Source organism: Synoicihabitans lomoniglobus (assembly GCF_029023725.1).
Taxonomy (GTDB): domain Bacteria; phylum Verrucomicrobiota; class Verrucomicrobiia; order Opitutales; family Opitutaceae; genus Actomonas; species Actomonas lomonigloba.
Genome location: NZ_CP119075.1, coordinates 2626283 through 2649632 on the forward strand (window position 1 = coordinate 2626283; position 23350 = coordinate 2649632).

Here is a 23350-nt window from a genome sequence, read left to right on the forward strand (position 1 = left end):
CAAGCCTTGGCGTTGCCAAAAAAACGCCGCACTCCAAAAGGAATGCGGCGTTCGCGAGTTGTTTGGGAATGGGAGAGTCGTTCTTCAGTTGAGCTGAACCGGTGCGAGCAAGCGGAACTCGAAGAACGTGCCCGCCGGATACGCCACGGCGTCACCTTTGGTGGCGGCCGAACGGATGAGTCCCAGGCCGGCACCGGTTCCTGCCGCGCCGCTGGCCATCTGGTGACTCGCGGCCCCGATCGCCACTTCTTTCAACGTGCCGGCTCGGTCGCCGGTTTCGGCCTGTGGCGAAGTTCGCACCGCAATATGCTTTCCTCCGTATTCCATTTCGACCAACGAGAATGCCAGCTCGGCCCGGCCGCGTAGACGCCCTGCCCGTTCGGCTTTCTTGAGTTGTCCCGTCAAGCGGCTACCGGCAGGAACGGCGACTGTGCCATCGACTTTTACATCGGTCATGAGCTCGACCGCGAAACGGTCGCCAGGCTGATTGCGTTGCGAATCCAGGGGCTCCAAAAGCTTCACAAACAGAGCTGTATTCGCCGGCACGACCACCGTTGCGGGTGAAACACGCGCGACATCGATCGATTGGGTCGAAGCGGAGGTGGGTTGGAGCGACAACGCTGCAACGTCACTGCGCGGGATGGTTTGGACGGTCGAGTCCACTTGGAAACGAACCGCGTCGGCGGTGCCGCCGATGTAAGTGCCTTCGAGCACGGAGCCGTTGGTCAGTTTCAACACGTCAGCGTGAGAAACCGAAGCGAACGGCAGTATAACGAGAGATAAGAATAGGAGGTGTGATTTCATGTTGTTAATGAAGGGTTGCTTCTCCCTTTAACACACCCCGTGCCAACGAGATCACGGCAACCATATGCTGTTTATTTATAATATCTTACGAATACCTAATTTCAGCCACTTCGCTGGCATTGGCGCGTAAACTCGCGCAGAAAACGGAATTCCGTGTGGAGGACATAACAGGACAAGGTGAGCTGCCCCGTGTGCTGGAGTCGCTCGTTTGAGAGTATCTGCGGACTCACCCCGGAGGGACCGGTTCCACCCGGTCCACGGTGCCTCACCGCCGCGCGCTTGGCGGCAACAGCGGACGACGTGGAAGTCGTCCCTCCGCCGAACTTTCAGCGTGTTTTTTAACGCAAAGTCGCCAAGGCGCAGAGGTCGCAGAGTGTAAGGTGTCCTGAGAGGAGTCTTCGCGACCTTCGCGCCTCCGCTCCTTGGCGTTGAATTCTGCATCCGTCGCCGACCCAACGCGGACTCCGTTTGACGGCTTCGCCCGTTCGCAATCGAGAATCGAGAACCCCAATTCAAAAATCCCTCCTACCCCTCCGCCTCCGCCGAGGCTATGGCGGATCAGACACGGGGAATGGCTGCGGCCTACGGCCTGGAGGCTGCCCCTTCGACGCCGCGCTGCGTCGTCGCCCCATCTCCGATCCGCGGAGCGGATCTCCGTCAAACCCCTTCCTCCTTCGCTGAAGCTTCGGAGGATCAGACCGGGGTTCGCTTCCCCTCGCGGGTCCGTTTTCTACCGATTGCTGCCTTCGAGACTTGAGATTCCAAATTCGGAAATTCCTTCCACCCCTCCGCCTCCGCCGAGGCTATGGCGGACAGACACGGGGAATGGCTGCGGCCTACGGCCTGGAGGCTGCGCCTTCGACGCCGCGCTGCGTCGTCGCCCCATCTCCGATCCGCGGAGCGGATCTCCGTCAAACCCCTTCCTCCTTCGCTGAAGCTTCGGAGGATCAGACCGGGGTTCGCTTCCCCTTCGCGCGTTGTGCATTCGGTCGATCGACAGAATTCGTGATCTTTGATTTTGAATTCCCAAGACCCTCCTACCCCCACGGGGAATCGAACCCCGGTCTGGTCCGTGAGAGGGACCTGTCCTAACCGCTAGACGATAGGGGCGGCTGTAGAAGAGGGCGGAAAATCGGTCTCCATTCTGCCTCTGGCAAGCCAAAATGCGCGATTCCCGCCGAACCGAGCCCCCAGCCGGCTTCGTTGCGGATCATCATCGGCTCCCCCGCATTCCGCTGGCGACCCGGTGGTTTTCTCTTCGCCCCCTGCCTCCCGCTCGAACATCCTGCGGCAATGTTTTCTTCATTCGAGTCCATGACCGAGGCCTTGAGCAGCTTGATTCCAATGGCGATTACGGCGGCAGTTTGCGGAATCGCCCTGCGCTTGGCGCATTGGCTTCTGTTGGGGCGTGAGCAAAATCTGGGCGGCGAACGCGCGCTCCCTCGTCAGCTTATCATGCTGGGGCTCACGCTCGCCTCGGTCGCCTTGTTGGTGCTGTCATTGCCGGTCAGCGACAGCAGCCGCAACCAAGTGCTGGGTCTCGTGGGTTTGCTCGTATCAGGGTTGTTCGCATTCTCCTCGACGACTCTCGTCGCCAACCTCACGGCCGGTATCATGCTCCGCGTCACGAAACCTTTTCGCACGGGGGATTTCATCAAAATCGATGAGTATTTCGGACGCGTTTCCGAGCGGGGTCTTCTCGACACCGAAGTGCAGACGGAGTTTCGCGACCTGATCGCCTTTCCCCACACCTACCTCATCAGCCACCCGGTCACGACGATCCGCGCGTCGGGCACCATCGTGACGACGGTCGTGTCGCTGGGATACGATGTCCATCATGCCACGGTCGAGGAGCACCTGAAAGCAGCGGCCACCGCGACGGGACTCGAGGATCCGTTTGTGCATATCACGGAACTCGGCAACTACGCCGTGTCCTACCGCGTCGCCGGTTTGTTGACCGAAGTAAAGAGTCTGCTGACGTCTCGCTCCAACCTCAACCGTCACGTCCTGGATCAACTCCACCGGGCCGGAATCGAAATCGCTTCGCCCACGATCATGAATCAGCGCCGCCTGCCCGATGCCGGCCAAATCATGCCTCAAGCTTCCGACCAAACTGCCACCCAGCCGATCGCCTCCCCCGAAAGCACCGCTGAAACCCTCGCGTTCGACAAAGCCGATCAAGCCGAAGCGCTCGAACTGCGCCGGATCGCCATCGAAGAACAAATCAAAGCGCTCGAATCACAACTGTCCGGCGCCGACGCCACACGTCGCCACGAATTCACGACCAAGATCAATGCGCTCAAGGCCGAGCGCGAATCCATCGTGCACGATACCAAGAACCTGGACGCAGACACCTAACGGTCGTCGTCAGGCGTGGGACGGAATTAGAATTCCAGCACCAAGATATAGCCCTGATCTCGAGCGCGGAAAATCCCCGCCGCCAGGTCGCCGTCATCGATCTGCGCGTCCACCGCCGTCATGGTCGCCACATCCGCCGTGGGCTGATAAATGGAAAGACCAGCCCGCTAACCGAACTGATCACGATCCCAGTCCCAGTTGCCTCCCAACGGGGTGCTGCCGGTCCAATTACCGAGATCCAGATAACCGGCCATCTCCCCCGGCATGCCCGCCGCACCATCGGGCGGCCAGCCCCCATTCTCCGTCGCATAAATCTCAAACGCGTCCTTACCAATGCGCAGATCATTCGCGAAGGTCGTGGCGCGTGATTTGAGTCGCATGTGGGAAAATGCCGGAATCGCGATCGCCGCCAACAGACCAATGATCACCACCACGATCATGATCTCGACCAGGGTGAATCCGCGGCGACGTGGAGAGGCGAAGGAGTGGGGGCAAATCAAGCGCATAACGGCACGAGTTCTGAGCTGGATATTTGCCAATCCTTTTCATTTTCCAATCTTTAACCCTATCAATGAAGTGTGAATTTTAGGGAGCTTACCTCAGGCTCCCTTACAGTTGAAACGCTGCCGCGCGTCCCCACGATGGTTTCGGCTCAGCTCGCCTGACCGCCGCAATCGATCGATTCTCCCCCTCCCCTCCCCATGACTCGTCGCGACTTCATGCAAACCACCGCCGCCTTGGGCGCGGTCGCCGCCTTCCCCCGATTCACCCGCGCCGCCCCGCCTTCCGTGTCAGCGTTGCGCGTGCACCTATTTTCCAAGCACCTGCAGTTTCTCGACTACGCCGCCATGGCGGCGAAAGCCGCCGAACTGGGCTTCGATGGCGTCGACCTGACCGTGCGGCCGCGGGGCCACGTGGAACCCGCCGAAGTAAAAAGCGCCTTGCCTCGGGCCGCAGCGGCGCTGCGCCGCGCCGGGCTTGAGCCCGTCATGTGCACGACGGGTATCAACACGATGGCCGACCCGCTCAGTGATACCGTATTGGGAGCCATCGCCGATGCCGGGTTCACTCATCTGCGTCTCGGGTATCATCAATTTTCGGACGAGGAGTCGCTGCCCGCCACCCTCACCTCGCTCCGACCGGTGGTGCGCGAGCTGGCCACGGCGTTGCAACGGCGCGGACTGCAGGGCGCGTTCCAAAATCACGCGGGCGCCCGCTACGTCGGCGCCTCGATCTGGGAGCTGTGGCAGGTTCTGGAGGACATCGACCCGACGCAAATCGGACTCCAGTTCGACATCCGCCACGTCACGGCCGAGCGCGGTCTGTCATGGATTAATGAATACCGTCTGGCGGCGCCCAAGATCGCTTCGCTTGCCCTCAAGGATTCCAAGTGGATCGAGGATCCCGCCACCGGCAGAGGCACGGCCGTTTACACGCCGGTCGGCGAGGGCTGGGTCGATTGGCCGGCGTATTTCAAACTGCTCCAAACTCACGCCATCGACGTGCCCGCGAGCCTCCACCTGGAATACGATCTCGGGGGCGCCGATCACGGGCACCGGCAATTGACCGTGGAACCGGCGGTGGTTTACGCCGCCATGCAGCGGGACTTGCAACGCGTGCGAAAACTCGACGCGGCCGCCCGCCGCTCAGGCTGAGTCGCGTTACCGCAGGGAAAACGTCACCCGACCCAGTTTGCCGAAATCGGCCACGTAGCGACCGGCTTCACCCGGGATCACGGTGCCCAGGGCGCCCGTGATCAGCAGGTCGTTGCGATTCACTTCGAATCCCTCCCGCAAGCGCTGCCGCACCAGCCACAGCAAGGCTTCCCACTGGTCCCCCATGGCGTCGGTTCCCTTGCCCTCGGAAACGACTTCGTTGTTCCGCGAAAGCGTTACGTCCAACCGATCCAGATTCACCAGCGACAAGGGCTTGGGTCGTCCTTTGACCACCGTGGCCGCCGCCACATTGCTCGCGATAATATCGACGCCCGTCATTTGACCTTCGGGCGCAAAATAGATGTTCGGCAACTCCACGATCGGAACCACCTGCCGCACGTAACGTTTCAGATCTTCCACATCCGTGGGTTCGTCCCGGATGGTCAGTTTGAGTTCAAACCCCACCTCCATCTCAATGACCAGCCCCTTGAACTGACGCAGGCTGACAAACGTCGCAGTATTTTTGATGTGCGATTTCAGCAGTTCGCCCGCCACGGGTTCGAGCAGACCGAAACGCGATTGGGCTCCGACTGAAGTGAGACCCGCTTTGTGACCAACCACCTCGTCGCCGGCGTCGACCAATTTCTTCACCACGGCCTTTTGCACGCGATAGCCCAACATTTCGGTCGCCGCGCGATTTTCGGCCGCAATGGCGGGGAACGCCTGCTTACGCTGAATCGCAGTTACAATCTGATCGGCCCACTCATCGAAATTCTGAGCGGAGGCGGAGGTTACGCTGATCGTCCATACAACGACGGTGAGGAGAAAGCGGGGTAGTTTCATGGCAGGGGGGGGGCGTGGGCGGGAGAAATTGCGAGCAACAGATTTTTATCCACCAATGGATACAGATAAACCCTGATTCGGATTTTTATACCGGAGTGGCTGCAACCGAAATGGTTTCAGCGCGTAGCCGGTGGGCCAAGCCACGGGTGTCCATCGATGGTTGGAAAATGCGGGTAAGAGCGTCATTGCACCAGGAAATCAAAATAGGTCTCGGCAAACGGCTCGGCGCGCAGGGTAAAGTGCCACCATTCGCGATCGTAAGGCTCGAATCCGTGCTGGGCCATAACCGCGCGCAATCGACTCCGGTTCGCTTTTTGCTCGGCGGTCACGGCATCCGAGCAGGGGGCAGACTCCGGACCGAAAAAATCAAACGGCGTGCCCATGTCGACTTCGACCCACGCGCCATTTCCGCCGCGCTTCATCAGGGTCACATCCAACGTGCTGCCGCGCGAGTGACCGGATTCGAGCGCCAGGTAACCTTCCGCAAACAGGCGGGGTTTCGCGACGCCCGGATAATACTCGGACTGCGTCGCCACGTCCGATCGATCCCGCGCCCAACGCACAAAGTGATGCACCGCCCGTTGCGGGCGATAGGCATCGAAAATTTTGAGCGCGAATCCCTCCCCGGCCAAATCGGTCTGCACGGCGCGTAGCGCGGTGGCTGCCTCCCGGGTGAGTATCGCCCGTCCGCTTTCATAACCATCAATCGGCACGCCCACGAAATTCGCGGACGTCGCGTAGCGGAGATCCTGCTGCACGCCCGGGGCGACTTGGTCGACATGGACAAAGCCCGCTGGCAGAGGATCCGCCTCCGCCGCGCGCAGCGGCCACAGCTCGCCCGCAAGCAGGAGTCCAATGGTAAGTCGAAGGATACGCATAACCGAAATCGCGGTTCGTCCGCCGCACGAGGACAGGTAAATGACCATTTGCTTCCGTGCAACGCCACGACGGACAGAGTGAACGATCAGCCTTGGCCAATCTCGCCCCGCACCGCCGATTGTCACTCCATGGTGCCAACCCCCAACGTTTTCCTCATGCCCCTGTTCTCCCGTCTTCGTCAATCGACCGCCCTCCTCGCCCTGCTGGGCTTCATCGCTCCCTTTGCGCTCGCCGACGATGCCCTACCGCGCAGCGCTCCGGAAGCCGCCGGCGTCTCTTCCACGGCGGTTCTCAACTTCATCAACGATGTCGACGCCAACATCGACGCCCTGCACAGCTTCATGCTGGTCCGGCACGGTCAGGTGGTTGCCGAGGGTTGGTGGACGCCCCACCATCCCGACGCCCAACACATGTTTTTCTCCCTCTCGAAGAGCTTCACGTCGACCGCCGTGGGCCTGGCCATCGCCGAGGGGCACTTGTCGCTGAATGACCGCATCGTCGACATTTTCCCCGAGTTCGCTCCGGCCGAGGTTTCGACCCATCTGCGCAACATGCGGGTGCGCGATCTACTCGCGATGAACACCGGCCATCATGCCGAGGACCTGAGTGACTTCACATGGGCCGGCCATGATGACAGCACGCTCGTGCAGGATTTCCTGCGGCTGCCCGTTGCCCACAAACCCGGCACCCATTTTCTCTACAACACTCCCGCCACCTACACGTTGGCCGCGGCGGTAGAAAAACTCACGGGACAAGGCCTCATCGACTATCTCTCTCCCCGACTGTTTGAGCCTCTGGGCATCGAAACGCCGCATTGGGACGAAAGCAAAGAGGGAGTGGCACTCGGCGGTTTCGGCATGCGGGCGAAGACCGAGGACATTGCCAAGTTCGGCCAGCTCTATCTGCAAAACGGAGAATGGAACGGACGCCGCCTCCTCGAGGCCGATTACATCGCGGCCGCCACCAGCAAACAAACCTCCAATGGCAGTGCTCCCGACGGAGACTGGGACCAAGGCTACGGTTATCAGTTTTGGCGCTGCGTCCCCGGCTTTTATCGGGGTGACGGTCGGTTCGGCCAGTTCTGTATCGTCATGCCGCAATACGATGCGGTCATCGCGATCACCAGCGGCACCAACGACATGGGCGGAGTAATGAAAAAGGTTTGGCAACACATCCTGCCGGGGTTGGCCCCGGTCCCCCTCCCGGCCAACCCCGCCGCTGCGGAAACCCTCGCCACCCGCCTGACCGGACTCACGTTCCACCTGCCCGCGGGTCGCGCCACCTCCCCCCTTGCGGCCGAGGTGAGCGATCAACGCTTCACCGTGCCCACCAACGAATCCCGTTTCACCGCCATCACGATGCACTACGGTGACGACCACGCGACCTTCACCGCCGACGTCGATGGCTCAACTCATGAAATCAAAGTAGGCTACGGCACGTGGGTCACCGGCCACACCGCTGCGTTCCAGACCATCGAAAATCGCCCCATGCCCAACGACGATCAAACGGTCGGAGCCGCTGGGGCCTGGACCAACGACCACACCTTCACCGTGCGCTTCAGCCTGCCGGAAACCACCTACACGCCCGAGTTGCCACTGCGTTACGAGACCGACGGCACCATGACGGTCACGCCCATCGTGTTCCCGCTCCAAAACGGGGCGCCCTTCGCAGCCGTGACCGCGACGGCGGCGAACTGAGCTCGCTGCGATCGCGCTGAAGCAATCGCGCGTAAACACGCTCCTACCCCACCCGCCGCCACTGCCTCACCGGTAGGAGCGAGCTTGCGGGCGATTCCGTCACCTGGCGACCTGGACACCCGGTTGCGCGCCCGACGTGAACTGCCTCAATCCCAGATTAAACGGTGGTTGCGGTAACAGGTCGTCATGCTGTTGAGCCGCGACATTTCTTCCGCGCTCAATCGATAGCCCACGGCCTCCAACAACGTATCCAATTGCGCGACGGAATTGGCACCGATGATCGGGCTCGTCACCACGGGATTGGAGAGTAACCACGCAATTGCCGTCGCGGCGATGGACTTGCCGTGGCCGGCCCCGATTTCCTCCAGTGCATCGATGATGGCGTAGCCCCGTTCGTGGGCGTAGTTTTTCACCACTTCATGCGAACGCGCGCTGGGAGCCGCGCCGTCGCGTCGGTATTTGCCGGTGAGAAAGCCGCAGGCCAGCGGTGAATACGGAATGACGCCCAACTCGTGATGCTTGCACAGCGCCATGGGCTCCAATTCGAAGAGTCCCGTCTCCATGAGCGAATACTGCGGCTGGTAGGTTTCAAAACGCGGCAGCCCGAGTTTGTCCGCCTGCCAAAGCGCCTCCGCGAGACGCCACGCCGGGTAATTCGAGGCCCCCACGTGACGCACTTTGCCCGCCTTCACCAATTCGCCCATAGCCGCGAGCGTTTCTTCGATCGGCGTGCTCAGGTCGGTCCAGTGACATTGGTAGAGATCGATGTGGTCGACTTGCAGGCGACGCAAAGAAGCCTCGCAACATTTGATGACGCGTTCCCGCGACAGGCCTTTGTCGTCCGGTCCATCATGCATCGGCCCACCCAGTTTGGTCGCGATGACCATCGAATCCCGACCGCCACGCGCCTGCAGCCAACGTCCAATGATTTCTTCGGACTCGCCCAATCCAGCCGTCCCCTTTTCCCCCCACCAGGTATAGACATCCGCGGTGTCGATGAAGTTGCCGCCGGCCGCGACGTAGGCATCCATCACCGCGAACGAGGCGTCTTCGTTGGCTGTCCAACCGAACTGCATGGAGCCGAGACAAAGCTCCGCCACACTCAAGTTCGTCCGGCCTAGTTTCCGATATTCCATCGCCTAACCTTCGTCACGAAACCCTGTGACTGTCATGGGCTTTTACGTCCAGACGTGCTGTCCGTTCAGCGCGCCGCCCGGGCAACGTTAACGCAAATCGCGGCAATGACTTGAGGCCGCCCCTCATCGGACGGACACTGATTCTCATGAGGCGCTCCTGCTCGTTTTTACTCCCCATCGCCACCGCCACGCTTGCCACGTTGACCGCTCTCAGCGGTTGCTTGAGCACGACCACTCCCGTGGACACGACCGCAACGTCTCCCGCCACGCTGCGTTCGGCTTTGGCGGGAAAATTCCGCATCGGGGCGACGACGAACGGCTGGTATCTGCGCGACACGTCGTTACCCGTCTGGCAAATCGTGAACGCACATTTCGATACCCTCACCGCCGGCAACGCGCAAAAATGGGGCGTGATCAATCCCCAACCGGGCGAATACCGCTGGGAGTCGGCCGACGCCTTTGTCGACTACGCCGATGCGCACGACCTCTACACCATCGGCCACTGCCTGTTCTGGCACAGCCAGACGCCCGACTGGGTCTACGAGGACTCGGCGGGCCAGCCGCTCACCCGCGACGCCCTCCTCGCCCGCATGCGCGAACGGGTGCAGCTTTATGCCGACCGTTGGGGCGACCGCGTCGACCTCTGGGACGTCGTCAACGAATCCATCGAAGCGGACGGCTCCAAACGCCGCACCAAATTCAACCAGATCATCGGCGACGACTTCGAGGAACAAGCGTTTCGCATGGCCGACGCCATTCTTCCCGCCTCCACCAAGCTCATTTACAACGACTACGGCATGACTGCGCCCGGACGTCGCGCCGCTGTCGTCGAGATGGTCAATGATTTCAAAGCCAAGGGCGTTCGCATCGACGGCATCGGCATTCAAGCGCACTGGTCCATGCACCGGCCCACCGTCGCCGAGATCGAGGAAACCATCGTGACGCTGGCGTCCACCGGCCTCCCGTTGCATCTCACCGAGCTCGACGTCGACTTTCTCGGGCGCGATCAGTTCTTCGGCGCCGACGGTGCCAACGTCGACCTGGCGCGCCGCGAAGCCACGCCCGAGAACAATCCCTTCCCCGACGGACTGCCCCCCGAGGAAGAAGCCAAACTCACCCAGCGCTACGCGAAGATTTTCGCGGTCCTCCTCAAGCACGCCGACAAGATTGATCGCGTAACATTCTGGGGCATCACCGATCGCGATTCCTGGCTCAACAACTGGCCCGCGCGCGGACGCACCAACTACCCGTTGCTCTTCGATCGCGATGGCCAACCCAAGCCCGCCTTGCGCCGCATCATCGAGCTCGCCCACGCTGCCAATTAGGCGTTCATTTCAAGCCTCCCCGCGCCCATCCCCGCACTCCGCCACCTCCCGCATGCCCGCCATCTTCATCACCGGTGCCGATACCGGACTGGGCCGCGCTCTCGTCGCGCAGTTCGCCCGTAAAAACTACCGCGTTTTTGCGGGCACATTTCACGCGACCACCAACTACCACGACATCGCGGGAGACGTGACGCCGATTGCCCTCGATGTGCGCTCACTCGATCAGGTCAAAGCGGCCGCAGCCGCCACCGCCGCCCTCGTCCCGGCCCTCGACATTCTTCTGAACAACGCCGGCATCCACCTCGACGACCAGGACCAGGTCCTCGACGACGTCGACCTCGAGGATGGTTCGATCCAGGCGCAGTTTGAAACCAACACGCTCGGCCCCCTGCGCTGCGTGCAGCAGTTCCTGCCTCTCCTGCGGGCGAGTGATACCCGACGTATCATCAATATTTCGTCCGAAGCCGGAAGTCTCGGTCAGTCCTGGCGAGTCGGGGCACTCGGCTACTGCATGTCCAAGGCCGCGCTGAACATGCAAACCACCATCCTGGTCAATCACCTCGGCCGGGAAGGGTTTCGCATCGTTAACATCCACCCCGGCTGGCTCGTCTCCAAGATCGGCGGACCGCATGCCGATATCGGCCCCGAAGTCGCCGCCGCGGGCGTGATCGACTGGGCTCTGCGCGACTGGCCCACCGATCAATTCACTTACATCGACTATCAGGGCAAACCTCAGCTGCTGTAACCGCGGTCACCACCCGCGGCAGCTCCGATTTTCGCTATTCCGGTCGACATCTGCAGAACGACCGGGTATCAAAATGATGCGCTTTAAGCGCAGCTATGATTCGGCCAAAGCCCCCGGACCACCGCGACGTGAGGAAGTGCAACCCATGGGTGCCCAAGCCCCCATTTTTCAGCGTGGTCCATCGATCAACTTCTCCGAATCTCAACCCCTTTTTGTCATGATCGACCAACTTCCGGCTTCCGCCCACGACACTCTGGTCGTGCAAGCCTCCGGCATTCTCAATGCCGCCGATTACGAACGCGACTTCATCCCGGCGATGGAGCGCCTCATGCGCATCCACGGTAAAATCAGCGTGGTGCTTTATCTCGACGAACAATTCGACGGCTGGGACCTCGAGGCGATGTGGGATGACGCCCGCTTCGGACTCAAGCATCGGCACGACTTCAATCGACTGGCCGTTGTCGGCGCCCAGATCTGGTTCAAATGGGCCATCCAACTCGGCTCCCACTTCATCGACGGCGAACTCCGGACCTTCCCGGGCAACCAGCTTGAAGAAGCCATCGCCTGGGCCAAGGCCGGAGCATTGTCGGAGTCGCTCGAAACCGCCGCCAAATAGCTTCGTCGTATTCAGTTTCCCGGACCTCGCGGCACAACGCAGGCCGCCCGCCCTCGCAGGCGCTCTTCAGCGTGAACATGGTTGTGGACCGCTGCGTCAACCCGCACGTTCCGCCACCCGCATTCGCCTCCACCCCTTCAGAGTTCGCTGACGCGATGCTCTGCTTGCGACAACCACTGGGGCTTGATGTGCACGCCCCAGCCCGCCCCTTGCTGCGGCATCAACGCCTTGCCATCCGCGACCGCCAGCGCGGGGTCGAAGAGCTCCCGGGCCTGGCGCGTGATGCCTGACTCGTCCTCGATCGAAAACTCCACCTCCCCGGCATTGGGCAACGCCGCCAGCATGTGCATGGTGAACACCGTGATCATCGAAACATTGGCGGCGTGCGGCTTGCACACCAGGCCCGCCGCCTCGGCGAGTTTGGCCACACGCCAAGCCCGCGTCAGGCCACCGATGTAGCAGATGTCGGGCTGCACAATATCGACTGCCCTCATGTCGATCATGCGTCGCCATTGCCCCATCTCGTTGTCCTGTTCGCCCCCGGATACCTCCATGGTCAATGCATCAGTCACCTCCTTGGTCCACTCCAGTTCCCAATACGGACAAGGCTCTTCAAACATGGCGTAACCATGATCCTGCATCATCCGACCATACTTGATCGCCACGTCAGGCGTGTAACAGCTGTTGGCATCCGCAAACAAAGCCACGTCATCCCCCACCGCTTTGCGCACCGCCGGAATAATCGCCGCACTGCGCCCGGGGGCGGCGTCGCCGTTGTGCCCGGTCGGCACCCCCAGCCGGATCTTGAACGCCTGGTAGTTCAGCTCGTCCTTCAGCCGCGCCATGCGCGCCGCTTCATCGGCCGGGGAAATGTCACGCCGCATACTGGAGCCGTAGGCCGCGAGTGGCTGGACCTTGCCGCCGAGCAGCTCCGCCACGGGTTGGTTGAGCTTCTTCCCGTAAAGATCCCAGATCGCCGTATCCACGCCTCCAAGCGCCCGGCATACAAACGACCATGGATACTTCATGTTCTCGTCGATCGCCGCATCGTTGATGGCATCGATATGGCTCAAGTCCTTGCCCAAGGCCCGACGCACCACCCGTTGATGTAACATCTGCACCGATACATTGGCCTCATACGGCGCGATCTGCCCCCAGCCCGTCGAACCATCGCTGACCGTGACTCGCACCATCGCCAGCTGCTCCTTCAGAAACGACTCGATTTTGGTGATCTTCAATCCCTCGGGAATGACCTGCCAATCCCGGTAATCCGGCCCGCGCCCCAGATAGCCATAAAACCCTTTTCCCGGTTCATGCCCACCTTTGCCCTCATGATGGTTGGCCCGCGCCATCGGCGCGCCGGCCGCAGCCGCCAAAGCCGCGCCACCAGCCACCTTTTTCAAAAACGAACGTCGTGAATCACTCATAGGGTATGGGGTTATTTATTTGAGAAACCACTTCCGAGCGAAGCGACACCTGAGAGGCGAAGCGCCGAAGCAATGGACACCGATCAAAACCAATCAGGCTGATACGATATCTGTGTTTATCTGTGTCCATCCGTGGTTAAAAAATCAGTGGTTCAGCTTCAGCCGTCCTGCGCGATCTGGATATCACGTGCGACCTCGGCATTGAGTTCGACCCAATCGACGATGCCCACGCGGTTCGTCCAGAACGGGTTTCGATACAATTCCCCGGACAACGTCGTATAACGCAGCCACCAGGTTTGCGCCTCGGTCAACGCTGCTACGGCCGACTGCTGCCGCGCCCTCTCTCCCGTGGCGCGGAACAATGCCAGCTCGGTCGCTCCGTGAATCTTAAACGCGTAATACTTTCCCAGATACGCCATGAGACGGATATCATTCAGGGTGCGATCCAACTCCACACTCGTGCCCCGGGTCTCATCGAGTGTCGGCAACGCTTCCAGCGCGGCGTCGGCGCGACGATGGAGCGCCGTCGCCACGTCCAACGGGCTCGTGCCGTCAATCGTGGCCCCCGCCTGCATCGCCGCCACGTATTCAGGTATGGCGACGTTGTCCGTGCCCGGATGCACCCCGAGCGTAATGAAGCGATTCACATCATGAAATCCGCTTTCGGTTTGCGCCGGACCAGGTCGACTGCGGCAGGCTTCGATATACCATTGGAAGTCGAACTGCCCCCAGTGAAACCCGGTCGTGAGCGGGTAGACCATCGAGGCGTTTTGCCACGCGTTGAAAAGCTCTTCCGCGTTCGCTTGCGGGAACCGTTCGCCCAACAACGCCACGAAGCGATCGTTGCCGAGATCCGGGTTGTATCCAAGCCGTCCCCACGTGAGCCAATGATACCAGTGCTTCTTGATCTCCAGCTCACGCGGTTCGCCCTCGCCTCGATCCAAGGTCAACCAATCGCGCCCCCAGACCCATTGATCGGAACCGTAATACATGCCCTGCGTCACGTCGCTCGGAATGTTGTTGATGAATTCCCGGAAGAAATTCGGTGCCCCCCAGCGCAACAGGTAGGCGTCATCGTTCCGCTGCGTCCAAATCGTCTTCAACTCGTCGCCCAGCGATGGCACGAACGACTCGTGAAACGTCTGCGTCGTCGAGCTCATGACGTGAGCCTGCGCGTATTTGAACGAGAAGATAAAATCGACATCCGGATGCTTCACCAAGGGTGCAAACGTCGCGGCAATATCCTGCGCCTTGGTTTGGTGCTGACGGTGGATGAACCGGATCTGCCGACCGGGTTGCTCGGCGACGGCATCGAGCACGCCCTGCCCGTAGGTCGCAAAGGCCCAGTCTTCCTTCTCCTGAAAACCGACGTCCCGCATATTCTCACCCGTCGTCAGACCGACTCCGCGCAACAGCGGATACGTCAGCAACAGCTGTTTCACACTCTTCCGGAAGTAGTCGACCGTGACGGGATTATCCATCGCATCGGTGATGCCGTATTTCCCGTCCGTGCCGTAGGTGAACACGTTCCACGTGATCACATAAAAATCGATATTGCGGTCCTTCGCGTAGCGCATGACCCGACGCCAGAAATCGATCTTCTCGTCGATCGTGATCCGTTTGACCACCTCGACATTCTCCAAAATCTCCGGCGCATCGTAGCCGGTCGCAATCGTCGGATAATCCTCCGCCCACGTCACCGTCGAGCGCTGCACGTCGTCGAGGGCGATGTCTTCGTAACCCGGCACTTTCACCAACGACGGAAACGGATGCAGACTCCAGAGCGACACGTAGTTGAACCGATACCGGGCCAACGTATCCAGATACTCGGTCCAGAAATCCCAGTCCCACACCGTCGCAATGTTCTCCTGCGCCGCGTCGCTCATGTCCGAATAACTCGGCGTGCGCACATCGAGCGGGATGTTAAACTTCACACCCCGCATCGCCACGTGCGCCTTCTGGGAGGTGGGCTTAACGCCGTCCAAATCATAGAGCCGAATCTGCTCCGCCAACTCCAAGCCGCCATACATCAGCCCCGCGGCGTCGCCTGCGCCCACCACGATGTTAGACCGCCCTCCCGCATTGCGCGCGGTCAGTTCGAACGCCTCAGGTTCCAAGAAGCGTCCGGAGAACGTAGACAAATTCACCAACACGCCCCCCGTCTCCGTGGGACTAAACCCCGGCTGCACTCGCTGGACCTCATGGCCTCTCGCTTCCAGCGCCGAGGTGACATCTTGAGCCCCAAACTCAATGGGGGCGAAACCGTTTTCAACTGCCAGCCATACCGTTTCCGCGCCCAGAGAATGGGACAGAAAACAACTCAACCAAAAGACCGCAAAGCGCAGGGGTAAACGCATACCCGCTACCAACGTGGAAGCATCCCCACCGGTCAACCCGAGTCCGCCGAATCGTTGACCACGTCAGCACGACTCATTTTTGAGCCGCTTTGGATTCCAGATAAGCCGCCAATTCGCTGATCGTCACAAATTCACAGCCCTGACGTTTCAACTCCGCCAGGATCGCCGGCATTTGGGCCAGCGTCTCGGCCCGCCATTCGTGGAAAATGATCAGCGAACCATCCCCCACGTTCGTGGTGGCGTTGCGGTAGATGGCCTCGGCATCGACCGCGGTGTTCCAGTCGTGCGACCACACTTGCGGAGACATATCAAAGTCGCGAATGCCCGCCTCCGCCCACAGCGCGCCCTGACGCGGATCCGCTTCCGTGAAGGGTTTCCAATACCACCGCGGAGCGACGCCCAATTCCGCCGTCAACACCTTCTGGGCGTCGACGATCTCATGGCGCAAGGCCGCATCGTCGATTTGTTGCGGATGCAGGTGGGCATAGGAATGATTGGCCACTTCATGACCCGCCGCCAGCGCCGCGCGGGCGATCTCGGGGTGCGCCGCCACTTCCTTGGCCTCGTAAGCCCAGGTCACCCGCACGTTCTCCGCCGCAAACAACGTCCGAAACGCCGCCGCTTGGGCCGGTATCGGGCCGTCATCAAATAATAGCGCGACTTTCTTGGGAGCGGATTCAGCGGCCATGGTGAAAGTAAAAATAAGCGAAAGAAAAAGCCCGGAAACCGAGCTCCACCGTCGGAAAGGGAAACGCATGACCTTCACTATTCGGGTGCTCTTCAACCCGCGTCAAACGACGTCCGGTAAATCGTTCACCAACGTGACCACTTGCGAGCGTTTCTCCGGTGCGCTAACCGTGTTCGATGCCCTCTCGTTCCCTCCGCCGACTGTTCGGCGTTCTGTTGAGTCTCACCCTGTTCACCCCCCTCACCCGCGCCGTGCTCCAATCCGGCGAGGTCCACGTCTGGGAGTTACAGGAAATCCAACTGCAAGCCTCCGGCGATTACGCCAATCCTTACGCGGACGTCACGTGCTGGATTGACCTGGAGGGTCCCGGCTTTGCCAAACGGGTTTATGGCTTTTGGGACGGCGGCCAAACCTTCCGCGTGCGTTTTGTCGCCCCGACGGTCGGCGAGTGGACTTGGACCACCGGCTCCAATCAAGCCGACGACAACGGGCTCAACTCCGGCCAGGGCAGCCTCCGCGCCGTCGCCTGGACCGACGCCGAACTGGCCGAGAATCCCAACCGCCGCGGCTTTGTCCGCGCCACGCCCAACGGCCGCGCCCTGCAATACGCCGACGGTGCGCCGTTCTTTTGGCTCGGCGACACCTGGCTCGCGGGAGCCACCTGGCGACTGCCCGTGACCGGACGGCCCGCCGCCGCCGACTACGTGCCCGGCCCCGGCATCTCCTTCGAGGAGGCCGTAGCCTGGCGCAAACGGCAGGGTTTCAACTCCGTGAGCCTCATCGCCGCTTTCCCCAACTGGGCCGCCGATCATCGCGGTGCCACCTACGCCAACGCCGACGGCGTCTACCTTCGCAATGCGTGGGAAAAATTCGGCCACTGGGCCGCCCGCGGTGAGATCACTACGGCCGACGGCGCCATCACCACGGGCAAGGACATGCACGACGAACTCGGCAATCGCCCGTTTGAGGTGTTCGACGATCGCGATGGCCTGGCGGACTTCGATCGCATCGTCCCGGCCTACTTCCGTAGTCTCGACCGTAAGATGGCCCATCTCTCGGACGAGGGTTTCGTGCCGTTTCTCGAAACCATCCGCCGGGACAACGCTCCGGCCTGGAAGGCGTATTTCGACTTCAACGAATCCTACGCCCGCTTCGTTCAGTATCTGATTTCTCGTTACGGTGCCTACAACATGGTGTTCAGCGGCATTCACCTCGATTGGATTCCGGAAAACTACAGCCTCACCGAACAGGAGTTCAACGAGGCCCTGACCTACCACCACGCCAAGTATGGTCCCATGCCCTTCGGCCAACCCTACACGACGTTGATCGACAGCACGACCTACCGCCGCTTCGGCCACGGCGACGACTGCCCGTGGCTCACCATGCACACCGTCGGCAACAAGCCGCGCAACCATGCGATCTACGATTTCATCGAGGAAAGTTTCCACCTGCCCAATCCCTATCCCGTGGCCAACCTCGAGCCCTACTACGCGGGCTGGAATCATGACATCAACCGGCCCGGCGGTGAGACACCCGATCCCGGCTCTCCCCGCGACGACTACTTCGCCCGCGCCCAAATGTATGGCTCCGTGCTTTCCGGTGGCCTCGCGGGCCATGTCTACGGCACGGCGGCATACGATGTTACGTCGACCGGCGAACCCGCCGGCTGGCGCCCTCACATCTGGACCGCATTGCGCTACCGTTCCGGCGGGCAAATGCAGCACCTGCGCGACTTTGTGCTGTCGGCGGGCGACACCGCCTACACCGAACTCATCCCCGCCTCGGATGATCTCCATCCCCGGAAATCGCCCCACAGTATTGATGACGGGCTCGACGGGTGGTCGTTCATGATGCGCGCCCCTGCGGGCGATGCCGCCCTGCTCTATTTTGAAATGGGGGCCGTCGGCACCACTTTGCACGGCCTGCGGTCGGCTCAAAATTTCCAATGGCGGTGGTTTAATCCGCGCACGGGCGAATGGGGTCAGCCCATTCACCTGCGCAGCGATGCGGACGGTCACCTGGCTTCCCCTGACTTCCCCGCCGGCGGCCAGTCTCGCGAAACCACCGTCGATTGGGCTGCCCAATTGTCCCCCCGCTCATAACATCCGCGTTTACCCCTTACCCCCTTGGTTAAAAAAATCCTTCTCCCTCTGGTCGCTTTGGCTGCGACCGTCCCGTCGAGTCTGTCCGCCGATCAACATCGCACCTGGGCCGACTACGGTGGCGGCCACGATCAGTCGAAATTCACCACGCTCGACCAGTTCACGCCCGCCAATGTCGCCGAACTGAAACAGACGTGGATCTACGGCACCGGAGACGAACGCGCCTACCAGTTCAATCCCGTCATCGCCCATGGCGTGATGTATGTGCTGGCCAAGGATTCGTCGCTCGTCGCCCTCGATCTCGACACCGGTAAGGAAATTTGGATACACGCGCACCTCAATGGCATCTCCCGGCGCGGCGTCAGCTATTGGGAAAGTGATGACGGTGCCGATCGACGTCTGCTGTTCACCATGGGCAACTCCCTGCAGGCGCTCGACGCCCGCACCGGTAAAGTCATTCCGACCTTCGGTCGGCAGGGCGCGGTCGATCTGCGCGAACACATGGGACGGCCGGCTGAAACGATCTACCGCGCCAGTTCATCCACACCTGGTCGCGTCTTCGAGGACTTGATCATTCTCGGCTCCTCTCCCGGCGAAAGTTACATGTCCGCCCCCGGTCACATCCGTGCCTTCAATGTCGTCACGGGTGAGTTCGTCTGGCGCTTCAACACCATCCCCGAGCCCGGCGAATACGGCTACGAAACGTGGCCCCAGGACGCCTACCGCTATGCGGGCGGGGCCAATGTCTGGGGTGAAATGTCCGTCGACGCCGAACGCGGCATCGTCTTTCTCCCGCTCGGCTCGCCCACCTACGATTACTACGGGGCCGACCGCATTGGCCAAAACCTCTTCGGCAATTGCCTCGTCGCGCTCGACGCCCGCACTGGCAAACGCATCTGGCATTTTCAAACCGTGCACCACGACCTGTGGGACTACGATCTGGTTTCCGCACCGCAACTCATCACCGTCACGCGCGATGGCCAACGCATCGACGCCGTGGCCGCCGCCTCGAAACAGGGTTACCTCTTCGTCTTCAATCGCGAAACCGGTGAACCCGTTTTCCCGATCGAAGAAAAACCCTTCCCGGCTTCCGATGTCCCGGGCGAAGAAGCCTGGCCGACCCAACCCGTGCCGGCGCTGCCGCCTTACTCCCGCCAAATCATGACGGCGGATGACATCACGCCCATTCTCATCACCGACGCCGAACGGGCCGACTGGACCGAACGCGTGACCAAAGCCCGCAAGGGACTCTATCTGCCGCCCGGCATGGAGGAAACCGTATCCGTCCCCGGTGCGGTCGGCGGTGTAAATTGGGGCAACTCCGCCGCCAATCCGGACGAGGGGATCGTTTATCTGCTGAATCAGGACTTCCCTTCGTTTTACAAACTGGCCGAGCGCGCACCGGTCCGCGCCAGCAGCACCATGCCCGGCGACGAGTCCGACAAAACCGCCTCCATTGCCCGCGGCAAATACGTCTACGCGACTTACTGCGCCGCCTGCCACGGTGCCAACCGCGCGGGTTCGGACGTCGGGCCGTCCCTCCTCGCCGTCGGCAGCCAGATCAGCCGCAGCCACCTGACGCGCACCATCATGTATGGCACCGGACGCATGCCGCCACTTCCGCATTTCAGCGATGAACAAATTGCCGACGTGTATAACTTTCTCGACGACGGCGTATCGCCCTACGCGGGAATTTTTGGAGCCACCGAAACCGAGCAAATGCCCGAAGGCCCGGTGGTCGGCTCCGGAGGTGCTCCGATCGAATTGGTTGACCCACGCACCGCCGGTCGTCTCTTCGGACGCGCCGGTGCGCCATATCCGGAGGATATCGACGCTCCCGAGACCCGCTACTACACCGACTATGGTCTCGGCCACCCTTACCTCATGACCCCGCCGTGGTCACAGATTCTCGCCTACGATCTCAACGAAGGCGTGATCAAATGGCGTCAGCCGCTTGGTCAGGACCGTGACGCGACGGCGGCCGGCATGACGGGCACGGGCGTGCCCCGCGGCTCCCAACGCATGAGCATGATCGTCACGTCCACCGGCATCGTGTTTTCCACCGCCAAGGACGGACACGTCTACGCCTTCGATGCCGAGGATGGCTCCATTCTCTGGAGCGCCAAACTTCCCATGGGCGCCGAGGGTTTGCCCGCCATGTATGAGCACAACGGCCGCCAGTATCTCGTCGTCTGCGCCACCACCCCGCTCACCTGGGGCCTCAAATCCCGCGAAAGCGGCATCGGCTCCCCCGATCCGAAGGGCGTCGGCGGCTACGTCGTCTTCGCGCTACCCGAATAAACTGGATCACTAACCACGGAATTCACGAATCACACGAAAAGGATTGGGCGATTTGATCGGAATATCGACGGCCATGCTTCCCCTTAAACCCGGCCCGTGCAGACTACTTAACGCTTTCGTGTGTTTCGTGTATTTCGTGGTGCCCTTCACCTCCCCTCTGCCCTTTACCCCATGAATCGTCGCCGCTTTCTGTTTTCCTCCGGACTCGCCCTGACCGTCAGTCTCGCTCCACGAGCGTTTGCGCATCCCCACCTCAAGCACCGTGACCGCCTTGCGATGGGCACGGTCATCTTCCGTCACCGTTTCGCGCAAACGGCCTCCGCTAAACTCCCGTATACTGGCGAGCCGCTCACCTTGCTCGATGTGCCCGGTTACTACCAACGCCGCTTCGACCTTAACCAAGTCGAGTTCTGGAGTTACCACTTCGAGTCCCTCGACCGCGGCTATTTGGTCAAACTCCGCGCCGCGCTCGACATCGCCGGCTCGCGTCTGATCAACATCCAGATTGATACCGACTACAACCTCGCCGCCGAGGATCCCGCGCGGCGCGCCGCGAGCATCGCCGAGGTCAAGCGCTGGATCGACGCCGCCGTGTTACTCGGCTCAACCAGTGTGCGTGCCAACCCGGGTAACGGCCCGATCGAAAACGCGATCGCGTCGATGCGCGAGGTAAACACCTACGCCGCCGACCACGGCATCGTGCTTCTTAATGAAAATCACTTCGGCATCGAAATGGACCCCGCCGTGCACCTCCGCATCCGCGAGGAAGCCGGTCCCGAGAACCTCTACACCCTGCCCGATTTCGGCAACTACAGCGACGACGCCCGTTTCGACGCTCTCGCCAAAATTCTGCCCTACGCCTACCTCATTTCCGCCAAAGCCGTGCGCTTCGACGCCGAGGGCAACCACCAGCCCTACGACTACGATCGCTGCGTGCAAATGAGCGAAGCGGCGGGCTTCAAAGGCATCTACTCGGTCGAGCAATGGGACCGCACCGACCACGACATGGACTACACCCACGTCGCCGACTGGCTCCTCCAGCACACCGCCGCCAACCTCCGCACCAGCTAGCCGCATCGCGGAAAATGTAACCATTATGGTTACACTCGCGGCGCAGACTGACTCCTCCCACACACCGCCGCCAACCTCCGCGCCAGCTAGCCGCGTCGCGGAAAGTGTAACCATTATGGTTACACTCACGGCGCAGACTGGCTCCTCCCTCACACCGCCGCCAACCTCCGCGCCAGCTAGCCGCGTCGCGGAAAGTGTAACCATAATGGTTACACTCGCGGCGCAGACTGGCTCCTCCCACACACCGCCGCCAAACTCCGCGCCAGCTAGCCGCATCGCGGAAAGTGTAACCATTATGGTTACACTCGCGGCACCGACTGGCTCCTCCCACACACCGCCGCCAATCTCCGCGCCAGCCAGCCGCATCGCGGAAAGTGTAACCACTATGGTTACACTCGCGGCGGGATGGCGGGACTCGACTTGTTCTGCGTCTGGGTGATCGCTGCGACGACGATCAGCCCGCCGCAGATCATGCCCGGCGTGAGCACCTCGCCCTTCAGCAGTAGGAGCGACTCGAACACCCCGCAAACGGGAATGAGGAAACGGTAGGTCGCGAGTTGGTGAGCCGGAAACATCGTCGACAACTGATTCCACAGTCCAAACGCCGCCGCCGAAACAAACGAGAGCCACGCCGTCCACGCGATCGTGTAAGCGTCAAAAATCGCGAGGTCGCCGCGCGCAATGGCCGGCGCGCCCATGACGATCAAAACCACGCCACCGATCGCCAAGGAAAACCCGGTGCCCGCTCGCGATCCCATGGTCGGTCGCACCCGCTGAAATGTCAGCAAACCCAACGCCCCAAACAAACTCGCCCCCAGCAACATCACTGCTCCCAGCTGCGGATTTTTTGACGCCCCTCCCGGTGCATACACCGCCAGGGTCACCCCGATCGCGCCCGCCGCCACCACCAGCCACTGCCGACGACTCAGCGGCGGTTTGCCCAAAAACGGCGGTGCCAGCAGCACCCACCAAAAACTGCCACTCGAGATGAGCAGCGCCGACAGCGCGCCGTTGGCCAATTCCAACCCGAGATAAAAGCAGACGTATTGACCCACTGTTTGGGTCGCCGCCATGATCAGGATCAAACGGGTCGGCGTCGCACGCCATTCCCGCCCCGGATTCTGCGCCACCAGCAGCAGCACACCGCCCGCCACCACGAAACGCAAACCGGCAAACATGGACCGAGCGGCAAAGTCGATCGTCACGCCGCGTTCCGCCCAATGGGCATACACGAGTTTGATGGCCGGAAACGCCGAGCCCCACAACACCGCACACACCACCGTCCAACCCAACAACCGCAGATGCGAAGGCGGGGAATCGGTGGGTCTCTCAACAGACATCGCAAT

General features: G+C 61.3%; 18 protein-coding genes and 1 tRNA gene. 9 read left to right on the top strand and 10 right to left on the bottom strand.

All coding sequences use genetic code 11. The features are described from left to right. Window positions 1-84: 84 nt before the first annotated feature. Both PXH66_RS10315 and PXH66_RS10320 read right to left on the bottom strand, forming a co-directional pair. Window positions 85-804 carry a hypothetical protein gene (locus PXH66_RS10315; protein ID WP_330932351.1) on the bottom strand — a complete coding sequence of 240 codons (720 nt, stop codon included), beginning with the start codon at window positions 802-804 and terminating at the stop codon, window positions 85-87. A gap of 1038 nt (window positions 805-1842) precedes the next feature. Continuing rightward, window positions 1843-1914 (bottom strand) — tRNA-Glu (locus PXH66_RS10320). Between the two features lie 204 nt (window positions 1915-2118). Between PXH66_RS10320 and PXH66_RS10325 the strand changes: the two genes are divergently transcribed. After that, window positions 2119-3162, top strand: coding sequence for a mechanosensitive ion channel family protein (locus tag PXH66_RS10325; RefSeq protein WP_330932352.1), 1044 nt, complete (start codon window positions 2119-2121; stop codon window positions 3160-3162). 167 nt (window positions 3163-3329) lie between these two features. On the opposite strand, the gene PXH66_RS10330 is transcribed toward PXH66_RS10325, so the two are convergent. Next, window positions 3330-3668 carry a type II secretion system protein gene (locus PXH66_RS10330; protein ID WP_330928180.1) on the bottom strand — a complete coding sequence of 113 codons (339 nt, stop codon included), beginning with the start codon at window positions 3666-3668 and terminating at the stop codon, window positions 3330-3332. 195 nt (window positions 3669-3863) lie between these two features. On the opposite strand from PXH66_RS10330, the gene PXH66_RS10335 reads away from it, so the two are divergent. Next, window positions 3864-4817, top strand: a complete 954-nt coding sequence (locus PXH66_RS10335; RefSeq protein WP_330928179.1) for a TIM barrel protein — start codon at window positions 3864-3866, stop codon at window positions 4815-4817. Window positions 4818-4823: 6 nt separating this feature from the next. Here the strand turns inward: PXH66_RS10335 and PXH66_RS10340 are convergent, their stop codons facing one another. Together PXH66_RS10340 and PXH66_RS10345 are read right to left on the bottom strand one after the other, a co-directional pair. Next, window positions 4824-5660, bottom strand: a complete 837-nt coding sequence (locus PXH66_RS10340) for a 2-keto-4-pentenoate hydratase (RefSeq protein WP_330928178.1) — start codon at window positions 5658-5660, stop codon at window positions 4824-4826. A 182-nt stretch (window positions 5661-5842) separates the two neighbouring features. Beyond that, window positions 5843-6538 (bottom strand): M15 family metallopeptidase, encoded by a 696-nt coding sequence (locus PXH66_RS10345; RefSeq protein ID WP_330928177.1) that lies wholly within the window; start codon window positions 6536-6538, stop codon window positions 5843-5845. Window positions 6539-6694: 156 nt separating this feature from the next. Here PXH66_RS10345 and PXH66_RS10350 point away from each other — a divergent pair, with 156 nt between their 5' ends. Next, window positions 6695-8236 (top strand): serine hydrolase domain-containing protein, encoded by a 1542-nt coding sequence (locus tag PXH66_RS10350; RefSeq protein WP_330928175.1) that lies wholly within the window; start codon window positions 6695-6697, stop codon window positions 8234-8236. A gap of 146 nt (window positions 8237-8382) precedes the next feature. Here PXH66_RS10350 and PXH66_RS10355 read toward each other — a convergent pair whose 3' ends face one another. Beyond that, the gene (locus tag PXH66_RS10355; RefSeq protein ID WP_330928174.1) at window positions 8383-9372 is read right to left on the bottom strand and encodes an aldo/keto reductase; all 990 of its coding nucleotides are present in this window, start codon (window positions 9370-9372) and stop codon (window positions 8383-8385) included. Window positions 9373-9518: 146 nt separating this feature from the next. Here PXH66_RS10355 and PXH66_RS10360 point away from each other — a divergent pair, with 146 nt between their 5' ends. From PXH66_RS10360 to PXH66_RS10370, 3 genes are all read left to right on the top strand, one after another. Then, window positions 9519-10697 carry an endo-1,4-beta-xylanase gene (locus PXH66_RS10360; protein WP_330928173.1) on the top strand — a complete coding sequence of 393 codons (1179 nt, stop codon included), beginning with the start codon at window positions 9519-9521 and terminating at the stop codon, window positions 10695-10697. A 52-nt stretch (window positions 10698-10749) separates the two neighbouring features. Further along, entirely contained in the window at window positions 10750-11442 is a 693-nt protein-coding gene (locus PXH66_RS10365) for an SDR family NAD(P)-dependent oxidoreductase (RefSeq protein ID WP_330928172.1), read from the top strand. A 217-nt stretch (window positions 11443-11659) separates the two neighbouring features. Next, a complete protein-coding gene (locus tag PXH66_RS10370; RefSeq protein WP_330928171.1) occupies window positions 11660-12058 on the top strand; it encodes a SpoIIAA family protein in 399 nt (132 codons plus the stop codon). A gap of 137 nt (window positions 12059-12195) precedes the next feature. Here the strand turns inward: PXH66_RS10370 and PXH66_RS10375 are convergent, their stop codons facing one another. The 3 genes from PXH66_RS10375 to PXH66_RS10385 form a co-directional block, all read right to left on the bottom strand. Continuing rightward, the gene (locus PXH66_RS10375) at window positions 12196-13485 is read right to left on the bottom strand and encodes a mandelate racemase/muconate lactonizing enzyme family protein (protein ID WP_330928170.1); all 1290 of its coding nucleotides are present in this window, start codon (window positions 13483-13485) and stop codon (window positions 12196-12198) included. 158 nt (window positions 13486-13643) lie between these two features. Further along, window positions 13644-15626 (bottom strand): carbohydrate-binding family 6 protein, encoded by a 1983-nt coding sequence (locus tag PXH66_RS10380; RefSeq protein WP_330932353.1) that lies wholly within the window; start codon window positions 15624-15626, stop codon window positions 13644-13646. 289 nt (window positions 15627-15915) lie between these two features. Continuing rightward, window positions 15916-16530 (bottom strand): polysaccharide deacetylase family protein, encoded by a 615-nt coding sequence (locus PXH66_RS10385; RefSeq protein ID WP_330928168.1) that lies wholly within the window; start codon window positions 16528-16530, stop codon window positions 15916-15918. A gap of 176 nt (window positions 16531-16706) precedes the next feature. On the opposite strand from PXH66_RS10385, the gene PXH66_RS10390 reads away from it, so the two are divergent. From PXH66_RS10390 to PXH66_RS10400, 3 genes are all read left to right on the top strand, one after another. Further along, entirely contained in the window at window positions 16707-18632 is a 1926-nt protein-coding gene (locus PXH66_RS10390) for a DUF5060 domain-containing protein (protein ID WP_330928167.1), read from the top strand. Window positions 18633-18656: 24 nt separating this feature from the next. Then, window positions 18657-20933, top strand: coding sequence for an outer membrane protein assembly factor BamB family protein (locus PXH66_RS10395; RefSeq protein WP_330932354.1), 2277 nt, complete (start codon window positions 18657-18659; stop codon window positions 20931-20933). Window positions 20934-21104: 171 nt separating this feature from the next. Further along, window positions 21105-22004 (top strand): sugar phosphate isomerase/epimerase family protein, encoded by a 900-nt coding sequence (locus tag PXH66_RS10400; RefSeq protein WP_330928165.1) that lies wholly within the window; start codon window positions 21105-21107, stop codon window positions 22002-22004. 389 nt (window positions 22005-22393) lie between these two features. On the opposite strand, the gene PXH66_RS10405 is transcribed toward PXH66_RS10400, so the two are convergent. Next, the gene (locus PXH66_RS10405) at window positions 22394-23344 is read right to left on the bottom strand and encodes a DMT family transporter (protein ID WP_330928164.1); all 951 of its coding nucleotides are present in this window, start codon (window positions 23342-23344) and stop codon (window positions 22394-22396) included. Between the last annotated feature and the right edge of the window lie 6 nt (window positions 23345-23350).

Excerpts from the sequence above, each read along its gene's own strand:
- PXH66_RS10315 (WP_330932351.1), bottom strand. The coding sequence starts at position 804 with ATGAAATCACACCTCCTATTCTTATCTCTCGTTATACTGCCGTTCGCT.
- PXH66_RS10325 (WP_330932352.1), top strand. The coding sequence starts at position 2,119 with ATGACCGAGGCCTTGAGCAGCTTGATTCCAATGGCGATTACGGCGGCA.
- PXH66_RS10330 (WP_330928180.1), bottom strand. The coding sequence starts at position 3,668 with ATGCGCTTGATTTGCCCCCACTCCTTCGCCTCTCCACGTCGCCGCGGA.
- PXH66_RS10335 (WP_330928179.1), top strand. The coding sequence starts at position 3,864 with ATGACTCGTCGCGACTTCATGCAAACCACCGCCGCCTTGGGCGCGGTC.
- PXH66_RS10340 (WP_330928178.1), bottom strand. The coding sequence starts at position 5,660 with ATGAAACTACCCCGCTTTCTCCTCACCGTCGTTGTATGGACGATCAGC.
- PXH66_RS10345 (WP_330928177.1), bottom strand. The coding sequence starts at position 6,538 with ATGCGTATCCTTCGACTTACCATTGGACTCCTGCTTGCGGGCGAGCTG.
- PXH66_RS10350 (WP_330928175.1), top strand. The coding sequence starts at position 6,695 with ATGCCCCTGTTCTCCCGTCTTCGTCAATCGACCGCCCTCCTCGCCCTG.
- PXH66_RS10355 (WP_330928174.1), bottom strand. The coding sequence starts at position 9,372 with ATGGAATATCGGAAACTAGGCCGGACGAACTTGAGTGTGGCGGAGCTT.
- PXH66_RS10360 (WP_330928173.1), top strand. The coding sequence starts at position 9,519 with ATGAGGCGCTCCTGCTCGTTTTTACTCCCCATCGCCACCGCCACGCTT.
- PXH66_RS10365 (WP_330928172.1), top strand. The coding sequence starts at position 10,750 with ATGCCCGCCATCTTCATCACCGGTGCCGATACCGGACTGGGCCGCGCT.
- PXH66_RS10370 (WP_330928171.1), top strand. The coding sequence starts at position 11,660 with ATGATCGACCAACTTCCGGCTTCCGCCCACGACACTCTGGTCGTGCAA.
- PXH66_RS10375 (WP_330928170.1), bottom strand. The coding sequence starts at position 13,485 with ATGAGTGATTCACGACGTTCGTTTTTGAAAAAGGTGGCTGGTGGCGCG.
- PXH66_RS10385 (WP_330928168.1), bottom strand. The coding sequence starts at position 16,530 with ATGGCCGCTGAATCCGCTCCCAAGAAAGTCGCGCTATTATTTGATGAC.
- PXH66_RS10390 (WP_330928167.1), top strand. The coding sequence starts at position 16,707 with ATGCCCTCTCGTTCCCTCCGCCGACTGTTCGGCGTTCTGTTGAGTCTC.
- PXH66_RS10400 (WP_330928165.1), top strand. The coding sequence starts at position 21,105 with ATGAATCGTCGCCGCTTTCTGTTTTCCTCCGGACTCGCCCTGACCGTC.
- PXH66_RS10405 (WP_330928164.1), bottom strand. The coding sequence starts at position 23,344 with ATGTCTGTTGAGAGACCCACCGATTCCCCGCCTTCGCATCTGCGGTTG.